This is a genomic window from Paenibacillus sp. PvR133 (assembly GCF_017833155.1).
Classification (GTDB): domain Bacteria; phylum Bacillota; class Bacilli; order Paenibacillales; family Paenibacillaceae; genus Paenibacillus; species Paenibacillus polymyxa_B.
On record NZ_JAFIBS010000001.1, the window covers coordinates 3,497,192 to 3,517,521 of the forward strand.

Consider the following 20,330-nt stretch of genomic DNA (forward strand, 5'->3'; position numbering starts at 1 on the left):
TTGTATAAAAATGGTCTGTATGGGAGGACATGCATTTCTATGTCGAATGATAAACAGTTTGTCGAGGAAATTACGCCGCAGAGCGAAGATTTTTCCCGATGGTATATTGATGTTATTAAAAAAGCAGAACTGATGGATTATTCCCCTGTTCGCGGGTGTATTGTATTCCGACCCGATGGTTTTGAAATTTGGGAGCATATCAAGGAAGCCATGGACGTGCGCTTCAGAGAAACAGGCCACCGTAATGCCTATTTTCCAATGTTCATTCCCGAAAGCTTTTTTCAAAAGGAAAAAGAGCATGTCGAAGGGTTTAATCCTGAACTACCTTGGGTAACCGAAGCTGGTGGAGAAAAGCTGGAAGAGCGTCTTGCAATACGTCCGACTTCGGAAACCATGATAGGTCATATGTACTCTAAATGGATTCAATCCTATCGTGATCTGCCGGTGCTTATTAACCAATGGGCTAACGTAGTGCGTTGGGAAAAACGCACGCTTCCTTTCTTGCGCACAAGTGAATTTTTGTGGCAAGAAGGTCACACGGCCCATGAAACAGAAGAAGAAGCACGTGAAGAAACGATGAAAATGCTGGAAGTATACCGTGAGGTTATTGAGGAAGTTCTAGCTATTCCAGTTATTACTGGACAGAAAACACCTTCTGAAAAGTTTGCAGGTGCGAAGGATACATTTTCACTGGAAGCGATGATGAAGGATGGACGGGCGGTACAAGCTGGGACTTCCCACTATATGGGAACTAATTTTGCTGTTGCATTTGACATTAAATATTTGAGCCGTGAAAACAACCTGGAATTCGCGCATACGACTTCATGGGGAACAAGTACACGTTTGATCGGCGCACTGATTATGGTCCATGGAGATGACCGTGGTCTGGCATTGCCTCCTAAAGTTGCGCCTACGCAGGTTATTATGGTTCCAATTGGACCACCTAAGAAGCGTGATGCCGTTATCGCTCGTGCAGATGAACTATTTGCTGAGTTGAAACAAGCGGGAGTGCGTGTTAAAATGGACGACCGCAGTGATGTAAGCCCAGGCTGGAAATTTAATGAATATGAAATGCGCGGTGTGCCGGTTCGTATGGAAATCGGGCCTCGTGATATGGAGAACGGCGTCTGTGTGCTCGTATCCCGTATCAGCGGTGAGAAAAAAATCGTGCAGCAGGATAATCTGGTTGAGGAAGTACACGCGATGCTCGCACAGGTACAGCAGGAGATGTTTGATCGTGCGAAAAATTTCATGGAAGAAAATTTCTATTCTGTCGATACGTTGGACGAAATGAAGACTCTCATGGAGGAAAAACGCGGTTTTACTTTGGCAGGTTGGTGCGGATCTGAAGAATGTGAAGACAAAGTTAAAGAAGTGACAGGTGCTACAAGCCGTAATATACCGTTTAAAACAACCGAGCAAAAGTCCACATGTTTGTGCTGTGGCAAACCTGCCAAGCATACAGTAGTGTTCGCACGGGCGTACTAATATAGAAGTAGGGTAATACCACTATACTCACTTCATTCTCTTCGCCGACAGGGTAGCTGTTACCGGACAACGTTCCGAAGGATCTATGTCGTTGTGAGGAGGATTAAAGAGGGTTACGAAAAGCTTTTGCGGTCGGAGATGTTTTTGACGCAGAAGCTTTTCATGTTTTCAGAATGGTAGATTTGAAATTGGGGGGAGAGCCATGGGCGGAGCTGAAGAAAAGAGAAAGCGGCTGGAACTGCTGATGAAGCAGGTTGTGATGCCGACGGGAGTGGTTGAACCTTATTTTTTGGACGGTTGGATTGATCAAGTGGAGATTAGCCGTACCAATAAGGATTGGAATATCACTATTGCCAAGGAGACACTGGTCCCCGCTCAGGTGTATCGTACGTTCTGTATTCAAGTACAGGAAAAAATGAGTCACATCGCAAAAATTACGTTCCGTTTTCAGTATAGTGAGCAGATTCAGCCGGGTGATATCATTAGTGAATACTGGAAACTTTTTCTAGAGTGGGTACATCGTGAGATTCCTTCTGTTAACGGTTGGTTGAATCGGGCTGTGTATGAGTGGGAAGACGGTCTATTATTGCTAACGATGAGCGACAGTATGTCATTGGAACTGGCGCGTAAAAAGCAGATAGATCAAGCTATCATCAAATTTTACAATAAATATTTCGGGCTCTCTATGCGCATTAAAGTCCAGGTGGGTGAAAGTAACCAGGAGGCATTACAGCAATTCCAAGAGAAGAAGATGCAGGAAGAACGCGAAGTTATTCAGCAGATGATGGAAAGTATGGAATCCGAAATGCCGCCTTTGGACGAAGAAGAAGGAGACGTACGGCTTCAATTTGGTTATGACATCAAAGAACCGGCTGTTCCGATGCAAGATATTCAGGACGAAGAAAAGAAAGTCACCTTACAGGGGACAATCTTCGGTTTGGATAGTAAAGAATTGCGCAATGGCAGTACGTTGTTTACGTATTATTTGACCGACTTTAGTGATTCCCTGCAAATGAAAATGTTTGCTAAAACTAAAGAAGATCTGAAGATCCTCAGTTTGTTGGCTAACGGGAAATGGGTCAAAGTGCGGGGGCGAGTTGAATATGATCGTTTTATGCAAATTCCCGAGCTGGTTATGATTCCTTCCGATCTAGTTGAAGTACAGGCTCCACCCACACGTAAGGATAAGGCAGAGGAAAAACGGGTTGAGTTCCATCTACACACAAAGATGAGTGCAATGGATGCTGTCGCCTCGATTGATCAATACGTCAAAACAGCCGCCAAATGGGGGCACAAAGCGATTGCGGTCACCGATCACGGTGGTGTGCAATGCTATCCTGATGCAGCAAAAGCAGCAAAGAAAAACGGAATTAAAATGATCTACGGTATTGAGGCCAACGTGGTTAATGATGCCGTTGAGGTTGTAATGCAGGCACAACCATTAAATTTGAAAACAGCGACTTATGTCGTTTTTGATATTGAAACCACCGGTTTATCGGTTACACAGAATAAAATTATTGAGATTGCGGCTGTAAAAATGCATGATGGCAAAGAAGTTGATCGTTATGCTACCTTTGTCAATCCGCATGAGCGTATACCCTACAATATCCAGCAACTGACCAATATTAACGATGAAATGGTCAAGGATGCGCCGGATGTAGAACCTGTTATGAAGGAGTTTGTAGCTTTTGCTGGCGATGCTGTATTGGTTGCCCATAATGCGCGATTTGATGTCGGCTTTATCCAGGCCACCCTTCGAAATATGGGTTTGCCTGAAATGACTAATCCGGTACTGGATACGCTCGAACTGGCTCGTTTACTGTTTCCAACGATGAAAAACCACCGTTTGAATACGCTGACGACCAAATATAAAGTGGCGCTCGAAAGCCATCACCGGGCCATTGACGATACAGTCGCACTGACTGAAGTGCTGAACGGCTTGCTGAATGATGCGGAACAAATTAAGGGTTTAAAAATGCTCGATCGTCTGAATGATTATGTGGGTAAGGATTTATCGACCGTTCGTCCTTTTCACTGCTGTATTTATGCCCTCAACCCGATTGGCAAAAAAAATCTGTACAAGCTGGTTTCGATGTCTCATACCGAATATTTCAAGCGTGTGCCTTGTATTCCTAAATCAAAATTGTCAGAAATGAGAGACGGATTGCTTATTATTTCTGGCTGCGAAAAAGGAGAGTTCTTCGAGGCTGTATTGAACAAGTCCGAGGAAGAGGCCGAGGAAATTGCACAGTTTTATGATGTATTGGAGATTCAGCCTTTGACAATGTATATGCATCTAGTGGAAAAGCAATTGGTAAGTGGGCCTGATGCTCTGAAAACGGCGATACGCAAAGTATGCGAAATTGGTCGGCGACTTGATAAGCCCGTAATTGCCACAGGTAATGTTCACTATTTGGAAACTCGCGATAAGCTGTACCGTGATATTACGATACACGGCATTACGGGATTTAGCCCGCTAAAAGATATTCGTAAGCCAGATGCGCATTTACGCACCACAGACGAAATGCTGGCAGAATTCGAGTTTTTGGGCGAGGAGAAAGCCTATGAAGTCGTTGTGAAGAATACCATTGAGCTGGCGGATCGGTTTGAGGAGCTGGAGCTGTTCCCTGACAAGCTGTTTACACCTTTGCTGGATGGGGCGGACGAGGAAATCCGCAACACTTGCTACGAGACGGCTAAATCCATTTATGGTGAGGAATTGCCCGAGGTGGTTGTAGCCCGCCTTGAAAAAGAACTGGAGCCGATTATTAAATACGGTTTCTCTGCCAATTATCTCATTTCCGAGCGTCTGGTTAAAAAGTCTAATAAGGATGGATATCTGGTAGGTTCACGGGGTTCTGTTGGATCTTCTGTGGTCGCTACCTTTCTCGGAATTTCCGAGGTTAATCCACTGCCTGCACATTATATTTGCGGTAATCCTGATTGCAGACATAGCGAATGGATTTTGGACGGTAGTGTGCCGAGCGGATTTGACTTGCCAGACAAAAACTGTCCGAACTGTGGTGGCAAATTGAAGGGTGAGGGACAGGATATTCCGTTTGAAACGTTTCTTGGGTTTAAGGGAGATAAAGTTCCCGATATTGACTTGAACTTCTCTGGCGAATATCAGCCTGTCGCACATAACTATACGAAAGTATTGTTTGGTGAGAAAAGTGTATTTCGTGCTGGAACCATAGGTACAGTTGCCGAGAAAACAGCCTTTGGCTTTGCAAAGAAATATGAAGAGGCGCATCATAAAAAATGGCGTGGGGCTGAGCTGAACAGGCTGGCTTCGGGCTGTACAGGGGTCAAACGCAGTACCGGGCAACATCCAGGCGGAATTGTCGTTGTTCCCGATTATATTGAGGTCGAGGATATTACGCCGGTACAGTATCCCGCCGATGATACAAGCTCGGAATGGAAAACAACGCATTTTGATTATCACGCTTTTGATGCGAATTTACTCAAACTCGATATTCTGGGTCATGATGATCCGACTATGATGAGAATGCTTCAGGATTTGACCGGTGTCGATCCTACGACCATTCCAATGAATGATCCTAAAGTGATGAGCATGTTCAACTCCACGGAGGCGCTCGGTGTAACCCCCCAGCAAATCCGCACGCCTGTAGCAACCTATGGTGTACCGGAGATGGGAACGAAGTTTGTACGCCAAATGCTAGTAGAGTCGCAGCCAAGTTCTTTTGCTGATTTACTGCAAATATCCGGACTGTCTCACGGCACGGGCGTATGGCTGGGGAATGCACAGGAACTGATTAAGAATAATACCTGCAACATCAAGACTGTAATTGGTTGCCGTGATGATATCATGTTGTTTCTGATTTACAAGGCAGGGATGGACGCAGGTCTGGCCTTTAAAATTACGGAGAGCGTACGTAAAGGTAAGGGGCTTAGTGCCGAATGGATTGAGGAAATGAAAAAATGCAAGGTGCCACAGTGGTACATTGATTCCTGTCTGAAAATCCAGTACATGTTTCCGAAGGCGCATGCTGCAGCCTATGTTATTTCAGCAGTGCGCACAGCGTACTTTAAGCTGTATCATCCGATTGAATATTATGCGACTTACTTTTCAGTACGTGCAGCCGATTTTGATATTGAGCTGTGCTGTCAGGGATATGATGCAATCGCGCGGAAGATTGTCGAAATTGAGCAACTCGGCTTTCAGGCACCGCCCAAAGAAAAAGGGATGCTTCCGATCCTAGAAATGGCTCTGGAAATGACGGCTCGCGGGTTTAGTTTTAAATCCATTGATTTGTACCGTTCCGAAGCTACACGCTTCAAGGTCGATGGAGATTCACTCATTCCGCCATTCGGAGCTCTTCAGGGAATTGGCGACAATGCAGCACGTAACATCGCAGCCTCCCGTGAACAGGGTGAATTTTTGTCTGTCGAGGATTTTCAACAAAAATCGAAGGCAAGTAAAACCATTGTCGAAATGCTATCCCAGTTGGGATGCTTTCGAGGTTTGCCAGAGAGTAATCAGCTGTCTCTGTTTTAATCCGAACTACAGTAGTCAAGCTCTGGCACTTGTCACATAACTATGGTTATGTTATAATTTTTTTGGTAATCATGGAGATAAAACCGTTGCTAAAAGAGTGGGGAAACCCACTCTTTACTGTTTGATATACAGTTACAACGTGAAAAGGTTATTTTTGGGCACGAAACCGGTACGCCGGTTTATTTGCAGTGAGCCCGAAATGAACATTACATCAAATGAAAATGAAAATGCCGGTGATGGAGAAGCATTGTCCATGGTAATAGGGCGTCTTTTTTTCACCACAGGAAAGTTCACTTTTGGAGGTTATAATCTTTGAGCACACCAAAGATCAAATCAGTAGTAGAAGAAATGGCCCAACCTTACCTCGATGAGCATGGTTTTGAACTGGTCGATGTCGAGTATGTCAAAGAGGGCAGCAATTGGTTTCTTCGCGTTTTTGTGGACAAAGACGGAGGAATTGATCTGGACGACTGCAGTATGATCAGTGAATATCTGGGTCAAAAGTTGGATGAAAATGACCCTGTTTCTACAGCATATTTTCTGGAAGTGTCTTCACCAGGCGCCGAAAGACCGCTAAAAAAAGCGGAGGACGTTACTAAAGCGGTAGGCAAAAACGTATTCGTTACTACATACGAGCCGATCAACGGCCTGAAGGAATTCGAAGGTCGTTTGCTTTCTTTTGAAGATGGGGAACTCACCGTTCAAAGCGGACAAAAGAAGCATGTTATACCTTATGACAAGGTAGCTGGTGCAAGGCTCGCGATCATATTTTAATTCAGATTTGACTGTTGCTGTTTGACATGTACTACATGTTTTTTTACCTCGTGTGCCGACCAGTACGCAGGTGCATCATTTGAAAGGGGGAGCAGTAATCCATGAGTATGGATTTTATTGAAGCAATGAACGAGTTGGAAAGAGAAAAGGGGATCAGCAAGGATGTGCTGTTTGAGGCCATTGAAGCAGCCTTGATTTCCAGTTACAAACGGAATTTCAACACCGCACAAAACGTGCGTGTTGATATGAACCGCAACTCGGGAGTCATTAAGGTATATGCCCGCAAGCTGATCGTTGAGGAGGTATTGGATCCTCGCACCGAGATTTCGTTGCCTGCGGCCCGTGAGATTAACCCGCATTTTCAGTTGGAAGATATTGCTGAAATTGAAGTCACACCACGTGATTTTGGACGGATTGCTGCACAAACTGCGAAGCAGGTCGTGACCCAGCGTATCCGCGAAGCGGAACGGGGACTGATCTACAACAAGTTTGTGGACAAGGAAGAGGATATTGTAACAGGAACTGTACAGCGCCAAGACCCACGTAATATTTATATTGATCTTGGTAAGGTGGAGGCGGTTCTCCCGTTAGGTGAATTGATGCCTAATGAGAAATTTAGCCATCTGGATCGAATTAAGGCTTATATCACCAAGGTAGAAAACACAACCAAAGGACCGCAAATTATGCTGTCCCGATCACATCCGGGTCTGCTTAAGCGTTTGTTCGAACTCGAAGTGCCTGAAATTTTTGATGGTGTTGTAGAGATTCGTTCCGTAGCGCGTGAAGCAGGCTTCCGTTCTAAAATCGCGGTTCATTCCCGTAACGCCGAGGTTGATCCGGTCGGCTCTTGTGTGGGTCCTAGAGGTACACGTGTACAGACCATTGTAAATGAGCTGCGTGGCGAAAAAATTGACATTGTACGTTATTCCGATAATGTTGATGAATACGTGGCTAATGCGCTGAGTCCATCCAAGGTGCTCGAAGTGCAAGTATTTGAAGAAGAGAAAATGGCGCGTGTTATTGTGCCTGATTATCAGCTTTCTCTTGCTATTGGTATCAAAGGGCAAAATGCCCGTCTTGCTGCTAAGCTTACGGGCTGGAAAATTGATATTAAGAGTGAAACACAGGCGGAGGAAGAACTCGGCAGACCGAGAACATCCACCGATGAAATGCATCAGGATTCCGTTTCTGTAGATTAAGCGGAGTGTAGGGGGGTTAATGCATGAAACAGAGAAAGATACCTTTGCGCAAATGTGTGGCCTGTCATGAAATGATGCCAAAGAAGCAGTTGATCCGTGTCGTCAAAACCCCTGAAGACGAAGTGTTGATTGACTTGACTGGCAAAAAGTCGGGACGCGGCGCTTACTTGTGCGGCAAAGCCGCCTGCTTCAAGCTGGCTCAAAAGAGCAAGGCACTGGATCGAGCATTGAAGCACTCGGTTCATCCTGATATTTATGAGCAGCTAAGTCGTGATTTTGCTGCCGTCGAGGAAGAATTCCTGGCGGCACAAGGCAGCGTGCAGGATGAATAAGGCGCTGTCTGGATTGGGTCTTGCCATGAGAGCTGGCAAGCTGCTAACAGGTGATGAGATCGTTTATAAAGCGATCAGGTCTTCAGAAGCCAAGCTGGTCATTCTTGCGAAAGATGCTTCAATGAATACTCAAAAGAAATTCCGCGACAAATGCGGGACGTACAAAATCCCCTTATTGATAGGATTTGACCGGGAAAGCTTGGGAAGCAGTATCGGCAAACCTGAACGGGTTGTGCTGGCTGTGACGGATCAAGGATTCGCGAAATTGATCAAGAAACATGCGGGGATAATGTCGGAGGTGGAGTATATTGAGTAAACAAGAAAGCAAAGACAAAGTGCGGGTATACGAATACGCCAAATCGTTGAACATGAGCAGCAAAGAAATTATCACCATTCTTAAACGGCTGGATATTCCCGTGAACAACCATATGAGCGTCATGGAACATGATGCCGTAGGTAAAGTGGAAAGTTTTTTTAAGAATATTAAATCCAATGCTGCGGCCAAGCAAGGCGGAGCAGGTACGGCGCAAGTAAGCTCGAATCAGGCCGGTTCAAGCCAGAATAGTAATCATTCAACTGAGCAAACCAAAAATCAACAGGAAAAGCAGGTAAGTATGAATAGGACAAACAACAACCAAAACAGTAACCGAAGTAGCGCTCCAAAAGCGCAAAGCAGTCAGCAGGGCGGTCAAAACCGCAGTCAACAAAGTACTAGCAGACCCACTGGTCAGCAAAGTACACAGAACCGCAGTAATGGTCAACAACAGGGAGGACAACAGCGTCCTAGTGGCAACACAGGTTCGCGTCCTCAAGGTAACCAAAGCACTAGCTCACGCCCTCAGGGAAGTAGTCAGGGTGGTACGGCTGTAAGAACATCATCCTCCACAGGTAGCAACAATGCGAACCGTAGTGGTGGCAACCGTACAGGTAGTAACTCCAGCAACGGTGGTAACCGTTCCGGTCAAGGACGTTTTGACGATAACCGTCAAGGCGGCGGACGCGGTGGTAACGGTGGTCGTGGAGGCAATAATCGCGGCGGCAGCAATCGTAGCGGGAAATTTAACAATCGTGGTAAAGGTCAACAACAGGAGCGTCGCGAGAAAATCGACAACACGCCTAAGAAAATTATTGTGCGTGGTGAGATGACCGTAGGCGAAACAGCCAAGCTTCTTCATAAGGATGCGTCAGAAGTCATCAAAAAGCTGATTGTGCTCGGAACAATGGCGACCATCAACCAGGAACTGGATATGGATACCATCCTCTTGCTTGCCGGAGACTTTGGTGTCGAGGTAGAAGTGAAAATTCCTGTCGAAGAAGATCGTTTTGAAACCGTGGAAGAAAATGATGATCCTGCGGATCTCAAAACACGTCCACCGGTTGTAACGATTATGGGTCACGTCGATCATGGTAAAACAACTTTGCTGGATGCCATTCGCTCGACTAATGTAACCGGTGGCGAAGCTGGCGGTATTACACAGCATATTGGTGCATACCAAGTTGAAATTAACAGCAAAAAAATCACTTTCCTGGATACACCGGGTCACGAAGCCTTTACTGCTATGCGTGCACGTGGTGCCCAAGTGACAGATATGACGATTATCGTGGTTGCAGCTGACGACGGTGTTATGCCACAGACGGTCGAAGCTATTAACCATGCGAAGGCGGCAGGTCTGCCCATTATCGTAGCTGTGAACAAGATCGACAAACCGGATGCCAACCCGGATAAAGTGAAGCAAGAACTCACTGAATATGAATTGGTACCTGAAGAGTGGGGCGGCGATACAATTTTCGTCAACGTTTCCGCGAAACAAAGAATGGGTCTGGAAGACCTGCTCGAGATGATTCTGCTCGTAGCTGAAGTGAATGAGTACAAAGCGAACCCGAACAAACGGGCACGTGGTACCATCATCGAGGCAGAACTGGATAAAGGTCGCGGTTCTGTAGCCCGTATCCTCGTTCAGAACGGTACACTGAAAGTCGGCGATGCTTTCGTAGCGGGTAACTGCTTCGGACGTGTGCGTGCCATGGTCAACGATAAAGGTCGTCGTCTTAAGGAAGCAGGTCCTTCCACTCCAGTTGAAATTACTGGTTTGACAGAAGTTCCACTTGCTGGCGATCCATTCATGGTGTTTGAGGATGAGCGCAAAGCTCGTGCTATTGCTGACAGACGTGCGATCACGCAACGCCAATCTGATCTGGGCAGTAATACCCGTGTAACACTGGATGACCTGTTCCAACACATCAAGGATGGCGAAATGAAGGATCTGAACGTCATTATTAAAGGTGACGTACAAGGTTCCGTCGAAGCGTTGAAAGGTTCCTTGAACAAGATTGAAGTCGAAGGTGTGCGCGTTAAAATTCTTCACAGTGGTGCAGGAGCAATCACCGAATCCGATATTATTTTGGCAGCAGCTTCCAATGCTATTGTCATTGGTTTTAATGTTCGTCCGGATAACCAGGCGAAATCTACAGCGGAAGCTGAAAAAGTGGATATTCGTCTACACCGTGTCATTTACAATGTCATTGAAGAAATAGAGCAAGCCATGAAGGGCATGCTGGATCCTGAATATAAAGAAAATGTGATTGGGCATGCTGAAGTACGTAACGTATTCAAAGTTACTAAAGTCGGTACGATCGCTGGTTGTATGGTGACATCCGGTAAAATTACCCGTTCAGCAGAAGCACGCCTGATTCGTGATGGCATCGTCATTTTTGAAGGTAAAATCGACTCACTGAAACGCTTTAAGGACGACGCAAAAGAAGTTGCCCAAGGTTACGAATGCGGTATTACCCTTGATGGCTATAATGATGTTAAGGAACTCGACATTATTGAAGCGTTCGTCATGGAAACAGTGGAGCGCTAACGGCAGAGAGGTGAGCATCCATGGCTAAAATACGTACAGGTCGGGTTGGCGAGCAGATCAAGAAGGAGCTAAGCCAACTCATACAAACTGAATTAAAAGACCCCCGCATCGGTTTTATCACGGTAACGGGTGTCGATCTTACAAATGATTTGTCCCAAGCGAAAATATACTTGAGCGTGCTCGGGGATGAAGAACAAAAAAATTCTTCCCTGAAGGCATTGGACAAAGCGAACGGTTATCTTCGTTCTGAACTCGGCAAACGGATACGGCTGCGCCATATTCCTGAGTTGATTTTCAAAATTGACGAATCTATTGCTTACGGCAGTCGAATTGAAAAACTGCTGAGTGATATCGACAAGGATGAAAAATAAAACTTTTAGTTTGTCTGAAGGAACCATGAACTGAATGTAAAGGAGAAGGCAATGCATACCTATGAACAGGCGCTTCAACAAGCGAAGGAATTTATTCTGGAGCATGATGATTACCTGATCGTATCGCATGTACAGCCGGACGGAGACGCAGTCAGCTCCACCGTAACGGTGGGCTGGCTTCTCTCATGTCTGGGGAAGAAATTTACCATGCTGAATGAGGGACCTATTCCCAAGCGTATGGATTTTTTATGGCATGCCGATGAGATTATGGATATGAGCCAGCAACCGCCAGAACGGAAATACAACCGGATCATTTGTGTAGATTGTGCGGATTACCGTCGTGTTGGTTTGACAGAGCAGTTTTTTACGGAAGATGCCATTATCCTGAATATTGATCATCATCCAACGAATGATGCGTATGGTACAGTTAATGTGATTAAGTCGGATGCTGCGGCAACAGCAGAAATTCTTTTTGACCTACTGAAAAAGTTTGCAGTAACCTGGGATGTCGAAATAGCTACGGCTTTATATACAGGGTTGCTAACGGATACAGGAGGTTTCCGTTACTCCAACACTTCACCGAAAGTGATGTCTACTGTGTCACAGCTACTTGCTTACGGTGTAGATGGTCCATCTTTATCCGAGAAATTGCTCGAGGAAATGACTTTTCCACAAATGAAGGTGCTGACAAAAGCATTGCAAACGCTCACGATGTCGGAGGATGGAAAAGTTGCTTGGGTCGTAGTATCACCTGACGACATGACGGAATGTGGCGCTGTAAATGAGGACTTGGAAGGCATTGTGAATTATCCAAGAAATATTCGTGGAGTTGAGGTAGGCATTTTCTTTAAGGTTATTAATGATCAAGCGGTCAAGGCCAGCTTGAGGTCGGCAGGGAATGTTGATGTAGCTGCGCTGGCTCAATCATTTGGGGGCGGTGGACATGTACGTGCAGCTGGCTGCCGGCTAGAGGGTAAGTTGGGAGATATCATTGAGACAGTTGTAGGGCGGGTGAAGTCTGAGCTATGAACCCGATAAAGAAGGAACAGGCAACTTGGGAAGGCGTTCTACCTGTCTATAAACCTGCTGGATTTACCTCTCATGATGTGGTGGCCAAGGCTCGCCGTTTATTAGGTATGAAGCGAATCGGACACACTGGAACGCTTGATCCGCAAGTAACCGGTGTTTTGCCCTTGTGTCTGGGACGTGCCACCCGTGTGGTGGAATACATGCAAGAGCGGCCCAAGGAATATCGGGCTACACTGCGATTAGGAATTGCCACGGATACCGAAGACCTGACTGGGAAAATCACGGAAGAGAGTGAATGTCCAGTAGAGGTGACGGAAGTGGAAGTCAAAGCGGTTTTGAAACGTTTTGTTGGTACGATTTCCCAAGTGCCTCCAATGTACTCCGCGCTAAAAGTGGATGGCAAACGTCTATATGAACTGGCTCGAGAAGGCAAAACCGTGGAACGCAAAAGTCGTGAAGTGAGCATTTACGAGTTGGAAATGACGGGATTCGCGGAGACGGGGGCGTATGTGGATATTTCTTTTCGTGCCTTATGCTCCAAAGGTACTTATATCCGTACACTATGTGTTGATATTGGCCGTGAATTAGGATATCCTTCAACGATGGTTAAGCTGGAGCGAACCATGTCTGCGGGAATTCCTGCGGAACGTTGTCTGACTTTCGAAGAGATAGAGCGTTTCGTAGCGGATGGTAGTCTTGGAGAGCGACTTATTACAACTGATCAGGCGATTGACTATATGCCTGAGCATATAGTGGCTGAAGCCAAGGTAACTGCGGCTCTGCAAGGCCAACGTCTGTCGCTGAATATGATTTCACCACCTGTGACGGACCACCAGCCCTTCCGTTTGTATAAAGAGGATAAAACGTTTTTAGGCATATATGGTCGGGATGAATCAGACGCGATCGCTCCCATTAAAGTTTTTTTACCTTGAATTGTGCTATAATTTTGACGAAGTTAGTCAAATGATGTGAAATGCAGGTGAATTAATAATGATTACCGTATCGTTATCTTATCCATTGAGTGATGAGCTTTTGCAGCAATGGGGACGTCCACAGGTCACGGCGATCGGTCAGTTTGATGGTCTTCATCTGGGACACGCAAGCGTGATACGTAAGGCCGTTGCGCTGGCTCGTGAACAGCAAGTGCCGGTATCTGTCATGACATTTCATCCTCACCCAAAGGAAGTCATGAAAAAAGGCGATTATGAAGGTTATTTAACACCGCTTGCGGACAAGCAGACTATTCTGGCTGATATGGGTGTGGACGTACTTTATATTTTGAGTTTTAACGAAGAATTTTCTAAGGTCAGCCCTGAGGCGTTTATAAGCGATGTGCTGCTTCCATTGCAAATTCGAACAGCGGTAGTAGGCTTTGATTTTCGGTTTGGCCACCGGGGAGCCGGGCATGAGGATACCCTCCGTAAGCTGGGAGGAGAGCTGATGTCTGTACACACCGTATCACCGTTCGAGCTGGATGGGGACAAGGTGAGCAGTTCTGGCATTCGCCGTGCTTTACAGAACGGGGATATAGCACATGCCTCTCGCTGGTTGGGACGTCCTTATCGTATCCAAGGTACTGTAATGGATGGAGAGAAGCGCGGACGTACGATCGGTTTTCCGACCGCTAATCTCAAACTGGATGATACCTACGTGATTCCGATCAAGGGTGTATACGCTGTACGGGCGCTTGTAGGCGATCGTTGGATAAATGGTGTAATGAATGTAGGGGTTAAGCCTACTTTTCATGAAGGTGTGCTGAATCCGTCGTTTGAGGTACACCTATTTGATTTTAATCAGCAAATTTATGGAGAGTCTGTGCTTGTCGAGCTTCACCATTACATCCGCCCTGAACGCAAATTTTCTTCGGTGGATGAGCTGATCAGCCAAATTGGCAATGACGCACAAACGGCTAAAAAGCTGTTAGGCTAATTTATTTACATAAGACAGGCGCTGTGTTATACTGACTTATGTTGTGTAAACAACGATGAACCTTAGCTTGGTTGTCCGCTTTCACCGGCGGCTACGAGGCTAATGGCGATTATAATGAAGGAGGTGAACAGGATGGCATTGACTCAAGAGCGTAAACAGCAATTGATCGAGGAGTACAAAACTCATGAATCCGATACAGGATCACCAGAGGTACAAATCGCTATCCTTACTGAAAACATCGTCAACTTGCAAAGTCACTTTCGTTCGCACAAGAAAGACCATCACTCCCGCCGCGGGTTGTTGAAAATGGTCGGTCAGCGTCGTAAACTTTTGGCTTACCTGAAGAAGACTGATGTTAAACGTTACAGTGCGTTGATCGAGCGTCTCGGACTGCGTCGTTAATTTTCAGACATGTAATGAGAAAAGAAGCCTGGTTGTTCACCGCTTGTCCCTGCTAAGGCGACGGCGGACAGCAGCCGGGTTCTTTTTTGAAATGAGGAATCTTTTTTTGAATTACATATCCTGATTTGTCTGCTAGCTTCTTATGAATAAGCCCTGCGCAGGAAATACTGGATATGTATAGAACTTTTACAATGAAATGAAATGGAGGGATACCATGGAGCAACGCGTAGAAATGCAGCTCGGCGGAAGAAAGCTGGTGCTGGAAACAGGACGTCTTGCGAAACAAGCCAATGCGGCAGTTAAAGTGAGCTACGGAGAAACAGTTGTGCTTTGTACCGTGACCGCTTCCCGTGAACCGAAAGATTTGGACTTTTTTCCCTTGACCGTAAACTATGAGGAAAGATTGTATGCTGTAGGGAAAATTCCTGGCGGATTTATTAAACGTGAAGGACGTCCGAGTCAAAAAGCGATTTTGTCCAGCCGTTTGACAGACCGTCCAATTCGCCCATTGTTCCCGGAAGGTTTCCGGAATGATGTACAGGTGTTGAACCTGGTTATGAGTGTCGATCAGGATTGCGAACCTGAAATTGCAGCAATGATCGGAACCTCGGCAGCACTTAGCATTTCGGATGTACCTTTTAATGGGCCAATCGGTGGAGTCGCTGTAGGACGTGTAGACGGGCAATTTGTGATTAACCCGGATATTGCACAGCAGAATGCAAGCGATCTGTACCTGGTTGTAGCCGGAACGAAAGATGCTATCATGATGGTAGAAGCCGAGGGCAATGAGATTCCAGAGGAAGTTATGCTGGAAGCTATTATGTTCGGTCATGATGAGATTAAGAACATTGTGGCAGTCATTGAACAATTGGTGCAAGTAGCAGGTAAAGAGAAAATGCAGGTTAAACTGCATGCTGTTGATGAAAAAGTGAACAGTGAAGTACGTGCTTATGCAGCTGAACGTTTAATGGAAGCTGTTAAAATTGCAGAAAAACACGCCCGTCAAGAGGCGATTGATGCAGTCAACGAAGAGACAGTTGCTCATTTTGAATCACAATACATAGAGACACCTGAGCTTTTGAGCGACGTGAGCGAAGTTCTCTATGATATCGTCAAGGAAGAAGTACGTCGTCTGATCACGCATGATAAAGTGCGTCCTGATGGTCGTAAGCTTGACGAAATTCGTCCGATTGAAAGCGACACTAGTATTTTGCCGCGTACTCATGGTTCGGGCTTATTTACACGCGGTCAAACGCAAGCGCTTAGCATTTGTACACTTGGTGCATTGGGTGATGTACAAATTTTGGACGGTATTGATTTGGAAGAAACAAAACGCTTCATGCATCATTACAATTTCCCGCCATTCAGCGTAGGTGAGGCTCGTCCTTTGCGTGCGCCAGGCCGTCGTGAAATCGGACATGGTGCTCTTGGTGAACGTGCACTTTCCAAAGTGATTCCTTCCGAAACTGAATTTCCATACACCATCCGTTTGGTTTCCGAGGTACTGGAATCGAATGGTTCGACTTCACAAGCTAGTATTTGTGCAAGTACACTGGCTATGATGGATGCAGGTGTACCGATTAAAGCTCCGGTTGCAGGTGTAGCGATGGGATTGATCAAGGATGGAGACCATGTTTCCGTATTGACTGATATCCAAGGGATGGAAGACCACCTGGGCGATATGGACTTTAAAGTTGCTGGTACCGCGGAAGGCGTAACTGCCATTCAAATGGATATTAAAATTAACGGTATTGACCGCCAGATTTTACAGGATGCGCTCAAGCAAGCTAAAGAAGGACGCTTGTTCATTCTTAGCAAAATGATGGAAGCGATCCAGAAGCCACGTGAGCAGTTGTCTCAGTATGCTCCAAAAATTATGACGATGCACATTAACCCGGACAAAATCCGTGATGTTATTGGAGCTGGTGGTAAAATCATCAACAAAATCATCGAAGAAACCGGCGTGAAAATCGATATTGAACAAGATGGTCGTGTGTTCATCGCTTCCACAAATCAAGAGATGAATGAAAAAGCACGTTCCATTATTGAGGGTATCGTAAAGGAAGTCGTGGTCGGTGAGATTTACATCGGTACAGTAAAACGGATTGAGAAATTCGGTGCATTTGTTGAAATTTTACCGGGCAAAGATGGTCTGGTTCATATTTCTCAACTGTCTACTGAACGTGTAGCCAAGGTTGAAGATGTAATTGCTATTGGGGATACAATTACGGTGAAAGTAACCGAAATTGATCAACAAGGTCGTGTCAATCTGTCCCGTAAGGCTGTTCTGACTGCAGAAGCACCTGCAAAATCCTAGGTACCTGCATGTTGCAGACTAGAAAGGCAGGAGTAGCAACAGTACAAGGGATTTGAATAGCATTGTTTAAGCTTTTGGAAAGAGGCAGAGCTACGTTTCTGGCTCTTTTTTCATACATATGCACAAGCTGCGCCAAAGTAGGCTTCTAGAGGCTACTGCGTCATAGTTCTTGTCCTCCCCGCATACAATGTGGACAAACGGGCGGGAGGATGAAGGAATCATGAGTAGGGCGAAAAGAGCAGTGTGGGTGGTAGCCAGTTTAGCCATCACACTGGTAATCGGACAGTTTAGCGGGGTTCGTGACTTCGCTAATCAATTACGCAATGGAGACGCTACAGGAGTTGGGGAGCCTAAAGCTGAAACAACGATGGCGATGGCGGCTTTACCCGATAATGCGCTTATGCAGCGACTAAGAACAGAAGCAGCCCGTCAGCGGCGGGAACCAGTTGATGCCAAGATCGACAGGGTATGGAAGGCTATTCCAGGCTATAACGGACTGGAGGTGGATTTGGATGCTACCTATCGCAAAGCGATTGCATCTCCGGATCGACCCATTCAATATGTATATCGGCAATTGGCACCTAAAATACATTTAAATCAGCTTGGTAATGTTCCAATTTACAGGGGGAATCCCGAAAAGCCAATGGTATCCTTCATGATCAATGTAGCATGGGGGAATGAATTTATCCTGCCGATACTGAACACGCTGGATCAGGAAAAGGTCAAGGCCACATTTTTTCTTGATGGAAGTTGGCTGAAAAAAAATCCTGAACTCGCCAAGGAGATTCAAAAAAGAGGACATGAGCTTTCGAATCATGCTTACTCTCATCCGAATATGAGCCGTCTGAGTCGGGCCAGAGCCACACAAGAAATTGAAAAGACACAAGAGCTTCTTCAAGAAACTTTGGGCGTCAAAAATAACTGGTTTGCCCCTCCATCGGGCGATTTTAATCAGCAAACGGTGGATATAGCAGCAGAACGTGGGCTCAAAACAGTGTTGTGGACATTGGACACTGTAGATTGGAAACATCCGTCACCGGAATCGGTGATTAACAAAATCAGTAGTAAGGTTGAATCAGGCACACTGATATTAATGCACCCAACAGATTCCTCAGCGGCTGCTCTCAAAGGCATGATCCATGCCATTCGTAGTAAGGGACTTGTGCTCGGAACTGTCAGTCAGACACTTTCCCCTGATCGACAGCTACCTGCTCCGGTTGAGTGAACGTCTTTTTTCTGTTAGGATTGAACATTATGGCTAAGTATGCAATTCAGTTTAGGAGGGCCAATCGTGGAAAGAATTCAACTCAAAAACGGCCTAAGAGTGGTCATTGAAAAAATTCCAACCGTGCGTTCTGTTTCTTTCGGTATCTGGGTTAAAACCGGCTCCCGAAATGAAACGCCGGACAATAGCGGTATTTCTCATTTTATCGAACACATGCTTTTCAAAGGAACAGAGCGTTTTAACGCTAAGGAAATCGCTGAGCAATTCGATGCCATCGGAGGAAATGTTAATGCTTTCACTTCGAAGGAATATACATGCTATTATGCCAAGGTGTTGGATGAGCATCTACCGATCGCAGTTGATGTGCTGTCTGATATGTTTTTTAATTCCAAACTAGATCAGGAAGAATTGGCAAAAGAGAAGAATGTGATTTTGGAGGAAATCTCCATGTACGAGGATACACCGGATGATATGGTGCATGATCTTGTATCTCGCGCGGCCTATGGTGAACATCCTTTGGCTTATCCGATTCTCGGAACCGAAGATCACCTGCTTGCTATGGATAGCTCACATCTCAGCCATTATATGAGGGAGCATTATACAATCGACAATACAGTTATCAGTGTGGCTGGTAATGTTGATGATCGCTTGGTAGAATTGTTGGAGCGACATTTTGGACATTTTGATAATCATGGAACCGTTTCGCCGCTGACAGTACCTGCGTTTAACGGTGAGCTGTTGTATCATGAGAAAGCAACGGAGCAAAATCATATTTGTTTATCCCTGCCTGGATTTGCAACGGGTGACGAACTCCAGTATGCTATGGTTTTGCTGAATAACGCGATCGGCGGCGGCATGAGTTCACGTTTGTTTCAAGAAATTCGGGAAAAGCGTGGACTGGCTTATTCGGTCTATTCCTATCATAGCTCCCATGCGGACAGTGGTATGTTCACGATCTATGCAGGTACGGCTCCTAAGCAAACAAAGGACGTGCTGGATTTGACGCTGGAGCTTTTACGAGATGTGGCTGTCAACGGTTTGGACGCTAATGAGCTTCGTAAAGGTAAGGAGCAATTAAAAGGAAGTTTGATTTTAAGCCTTGAAAGTACAGGTAGCCGGATGAATCGGCTTGGAAAAAATGAATTGATGCTTGGTCAGCATTATACGCTGGATCAAATGATCGAGCATATCGAGCAAGTGACGGCAAATGATGTGAATAAAGTGCTGGATCGGATGTTCTCGGAGCCGTTTGCCCTGTCGATGGTGGGAGCGAGTGATTCAGCGGTAAAGGATATGAGGAGGGACTATTTTGTTAACTTACGTGGAAATTAACAGACTCGCGGGCAATGAAGATATTGAGCTGCCCCGCAAAATGTCAGAGCTTGCATCAGGGTTTGACTTGTATGCAGCAGTACAGGAAAATCTGGTACTGGAACCCGGCAAACGTTGCCTCGTTCCAACTGGATTTGCAATAGCTATGCCAGCGGGATTGGAGGCACAGATCCGTCCGCGAAGTGGACTGGCTCTTAAGCATGGTATTACTTGTCTCAATACACCGGGAACGATTGATGCGGATTATCGTGGGGAGATTAAGGTACTTCTTATTAATTTGGGCGAGGAATCGTTCACGATTACGCGCAATGAGCGAATTGCACAAATGGTATTTCAGGTTGTACCTGAGGTAGAGCTGAAACAAGTAGACCAATTATCTGAAACAGTGCGTGGTGCTGGAGGCTTTGGCCATACAGGACGCTGAGGTTATGGTTGGTTTGCGATGTACGAATGTCTATTTTGTAAAATCTTCAAATTTCTTGCTTAAGAGTAAGCATGCAAATAAAGGTCGCCTCATAAAGGGGCGGCTTTTTTTTGTGTTTTTTCACC

16 protein-coding genes are annotated in these 20,330 nt (G+C 45.8%); all 16 read left to right on the forward strand.

What is annotated here, in order from left to right; translation table 11 throughout:
• The first annotated feature begins 39 nt into the window (after window positions 1-39).
• The 16 genes from proS (at window position 40) to dut (ending at window position 20,205) form a co-directional block, all read left to right on the forward strand.
• Entirely contained in the window at window positions 40-1,488 is a 1,449-nt protein-coding gene (proS, locus tag JOE49_RS15560; RefSeq protein WP_013309924.1) for a proline--tRNA ligase, read from the forward strand.
• A gap of 202 nt (window positions 1,489-1,690) precedes the next feature.
• Window positions 1,691-6,007, forward strand: coding sequence for a PolC-type DNA polymerase III (locus tag JOE49_RS15565; RefSeq protein ID WP_209941786.1), 4,317 nt, complete (start codon window positions 1,691-1,693; stop codon window positions 6,005-6,007).
• A 312-nt stretch (window positions 6,008-6,319) separates the two neighbouring features.
• Window positions 6,320-6,781, forward strand: a complete 462-nt coding sequence (gene rimP, locus JOE49_RS15570) for a ribosome maturation factor RimP (RefSeq protein ID WP_013309926.1) — start codon at window positions 6,320-6,322, stop codon at window positions 6,779-6,781.
• A gap of 101 nt (window positions 6,782-6,882) precedes the next feature.
• Complete coding sequence (nusA, locus tag JOE49_RS15575; protein ID WP_013309927.1) at window positions 6,883-7,980, forward strand: transcription termination factor NusA; 1,098 nt, start codon at window positions 6,883-6,885, stop codon at window positions 7,978-7,980.
• A gap of 23 nt (window positions 7,981-8,003) precedes the next feature.
• A complete protein-coding gene (rnpM, locus tag JOE49_RS15580) occupies window positions 8,004-8,312 on the forward strand; it encodes an RNase P modulator RnpM (protein WP_007430067.1) in 309 nt (102 codons plus the stop codon).
• Window positions 8,305-8,628, forward strand: coding sequence for a L7Ae/L30e/S12e/Gadd45 family ribosomal protein (locus JOE49_RS15585; RefSeq protein ID WP_013309928.1), 324 nt, complete (start codon window positions 8,305-8,307; stop codon window positions 8,626-8,628). The genes rnpM and JOE49_RS15585 overlap by 8 nt, the downstream gene beginning before the upstream one ends.
• On the forward strand, window positions 8,621-11,176 hold the full coding sequence (gene infB / locus JOE49_RS15590) for a translation initiation factor IF-2 (RefSeq protein ID WP_209941787.1): 2,556 nt from the start codon (window positions 8,621-8,623) through the stop codon (window positions 11,174-11,176). The genes JOE49_RS15585 and infB overlap by 8 nt, the downstream gene beginning before the upstream one ends.
• 20 nt (window positions 11,177-11,196) lie before the next feature.
• Window positions 11,197-11,547, forward strand: a complete 351-nt coding sequence (gene rbfA, locus JOE49_RS15595) for a 30S ribosome-binding factor RbfA (protein ID WP_010346342.1) — start codon at window positions 11,197-11,199, stop codon at window positions 11,545-11,547.
• Window positions 11,548-11,598: 51 nt separating this feature from the next.
• Complete coding sequence (locus tag JOE49_RS15600; protein ID WP_209941789.1) at window positions 11,599-12,576, forward strand: DHH family phosphoesterase; 978 nt, start codon at window positions 11,599-11,601, stop codon at window positions 12,574-12,576.
• A complete protein-coding gene (gene truB, locus JOE49_RS15605; protein ID WP_068940660.1) occupies window positions 12,573-13,508 on the forward strand; it encodes a tRNA pseudouridine(55) synthase TruB in 936 nt (311 codons plus the stop codon). The genes JOE49_RS15600 and truB overlap by 4 nt, the downstream gene beginning before the upstream one ends.
• A 58-nt stretch (window positions 13,509-13,566) precedes the next feature.
• Window positions 13,567-14,505, forward strand: a complete 939-nt coding sequence (locus tag JOE49_RS15610) for a bifunctional riboflavin kinase/FAD synthetase (RefSeq protein WP_209941791.1) — start codon at window positions 13,567-13,569, stop codon at window positions 14,503-14,505.
• A gap of 132 nt (window positions 14,506-14,637) precedes the next feature.
• Entirely contained in the window at window positions 14,638-14,907 is a 270-nt protein-coding gene (rpsO, locus tag JOE49_RS15615; protein WP_007430074.1) for a 30S ribosomal protein S15, read from the forward strand.
• 214 nt (window positions 14,908-15,121) lie between these two features.
• Window positions 15,122-17,224 (forward strand): polyribonucleotide nucleotidyltransferase, encoded by a 2,103-nt coding sequence (pnp, locus tag JOE49_RS15620; protein ID WP_023988221.1) that lies wholly within the window; start codon window positions 15,122-15,124, stop codon window positions 17,222-17,224.
• A gap of 220 nt (window positions 17,225-17,444) precedes the next feature.
• Window positions 17,445-18,449, forward strand: a complete 1,005-nt coding sequence (locus tag JOE49_RS15625; protein ID WP_177235812.1) for a polysaccharide deacetylase family protein — start codon at window positions 17,445-17,447, stop codon at window positions 18,447-18,449.
• 66 nt (window positions 18,450-18,515) lie between these two features.
• Window positions 18,516-19,781 (forward strand): M16 family metallopeptidase, encoded by a 1,266-nt coding sequence (locus tag JOE49_RS15630; protein ID WP_023988223.1) that lies wholly within the window; start codon window positions 18,516-18,518, stop codon window positions 19,779-19,781.
• Entirely contained in the window at window positions 19,759-20,205 is a 447-nt protein-coding gene (gene dut / locus JOE49_RS15635; RefSeq protein ID WP_013309936.1) for a dUTP diphosphatase, read from the forward strand. Before JOE49_RS15630 ends, dut begins: the two co-directional genes overlap by 23 nt.
• Window positions 20,206-20,330: the final 125 nt, after the last annotated feature.

Bases quoted from the DNA above. Each gene is read 5' to 3' on its own strand.
- proS (WP_013309924.1), top strand. From the start codon at position 40: ATGTCGAATGATAAACAGTTTGTCGAGGAAATTACGCCGCAGAGCGAA.
- JOE49_RS15565 (WP_209941786.1), top strand. From the start codon at position 1,691: ATGGGCGGAGCTGAAGAAAAGAGAAAGCGGCTGGAACTGCTGATGAAG.
- nusA (WP_013309927.1), top strand. From the start codon at position 6,883: ATGAGTATGGATTTTATTGAAGCAATGAACGAGTTGGAAAGAGAAAAG.
- rnpM (WP_007430067.1), top strand. From the start codon at position 8,004: ATGAAACAGAGAAAGATACCTTTGCGCAAATGTGTGGCCTGTCATGAA.
- JOE49_RS15585 (WP_013309928.1), top strand. From the start codon at position 8,305: ATGAATAAGGCGCTGTCTGGATTGGGTCTTGCCATGAGAGCTGGCAAG.
- rbfA (WP_010346342.1), top strand. From the start codon at position 11,197: ATGGCTAAAATACGTACAGGTCGGGTTGGCGAGCAGATCAAGAAGGAG.
- JOE49_RS15600 (WP_209941789.1), top strand. From the start codon at position 11,599: ATGCATACCTATGAACAGGCGCTTCAACAAGCGAAGGAATTTATTCTG.
- truB (WP_068940660.1), top strand. From the start codon at position 12,573: ATGAACCCGATAAAGAAGGAACAGGCAACTTGGGAAGGCGTTCTACCT.
- JOE49_RS15610 (WP_209941791.1), top strand. From the start codon at position 13,567: ATGATTACCGTATCGTTATCTTATCCATTGAGTGATGAGCTTTTGCAG.
- rpsO (WP_007430074.1), top strand. From the start codon at position 14,638: ATGGCATTGACTCAAGAGCGTAAACAGCAATTGATCGAGGAGTACAAA.
- pnp (WP_023988221.1), top strand. From the start codon at position 15,122: ATGGAGCAACGCGTAGAAATGCAGCTCGGCGGAAGAAAGCTGGTGCTG.
- JOE49_RS15625 (WP_177235812.1), top strand. From the start codon at position 17,445: ATGAGTAGGGCGAAAAGAGCAGTGTGGGTGGTAGCCAGTTTAGCCATC.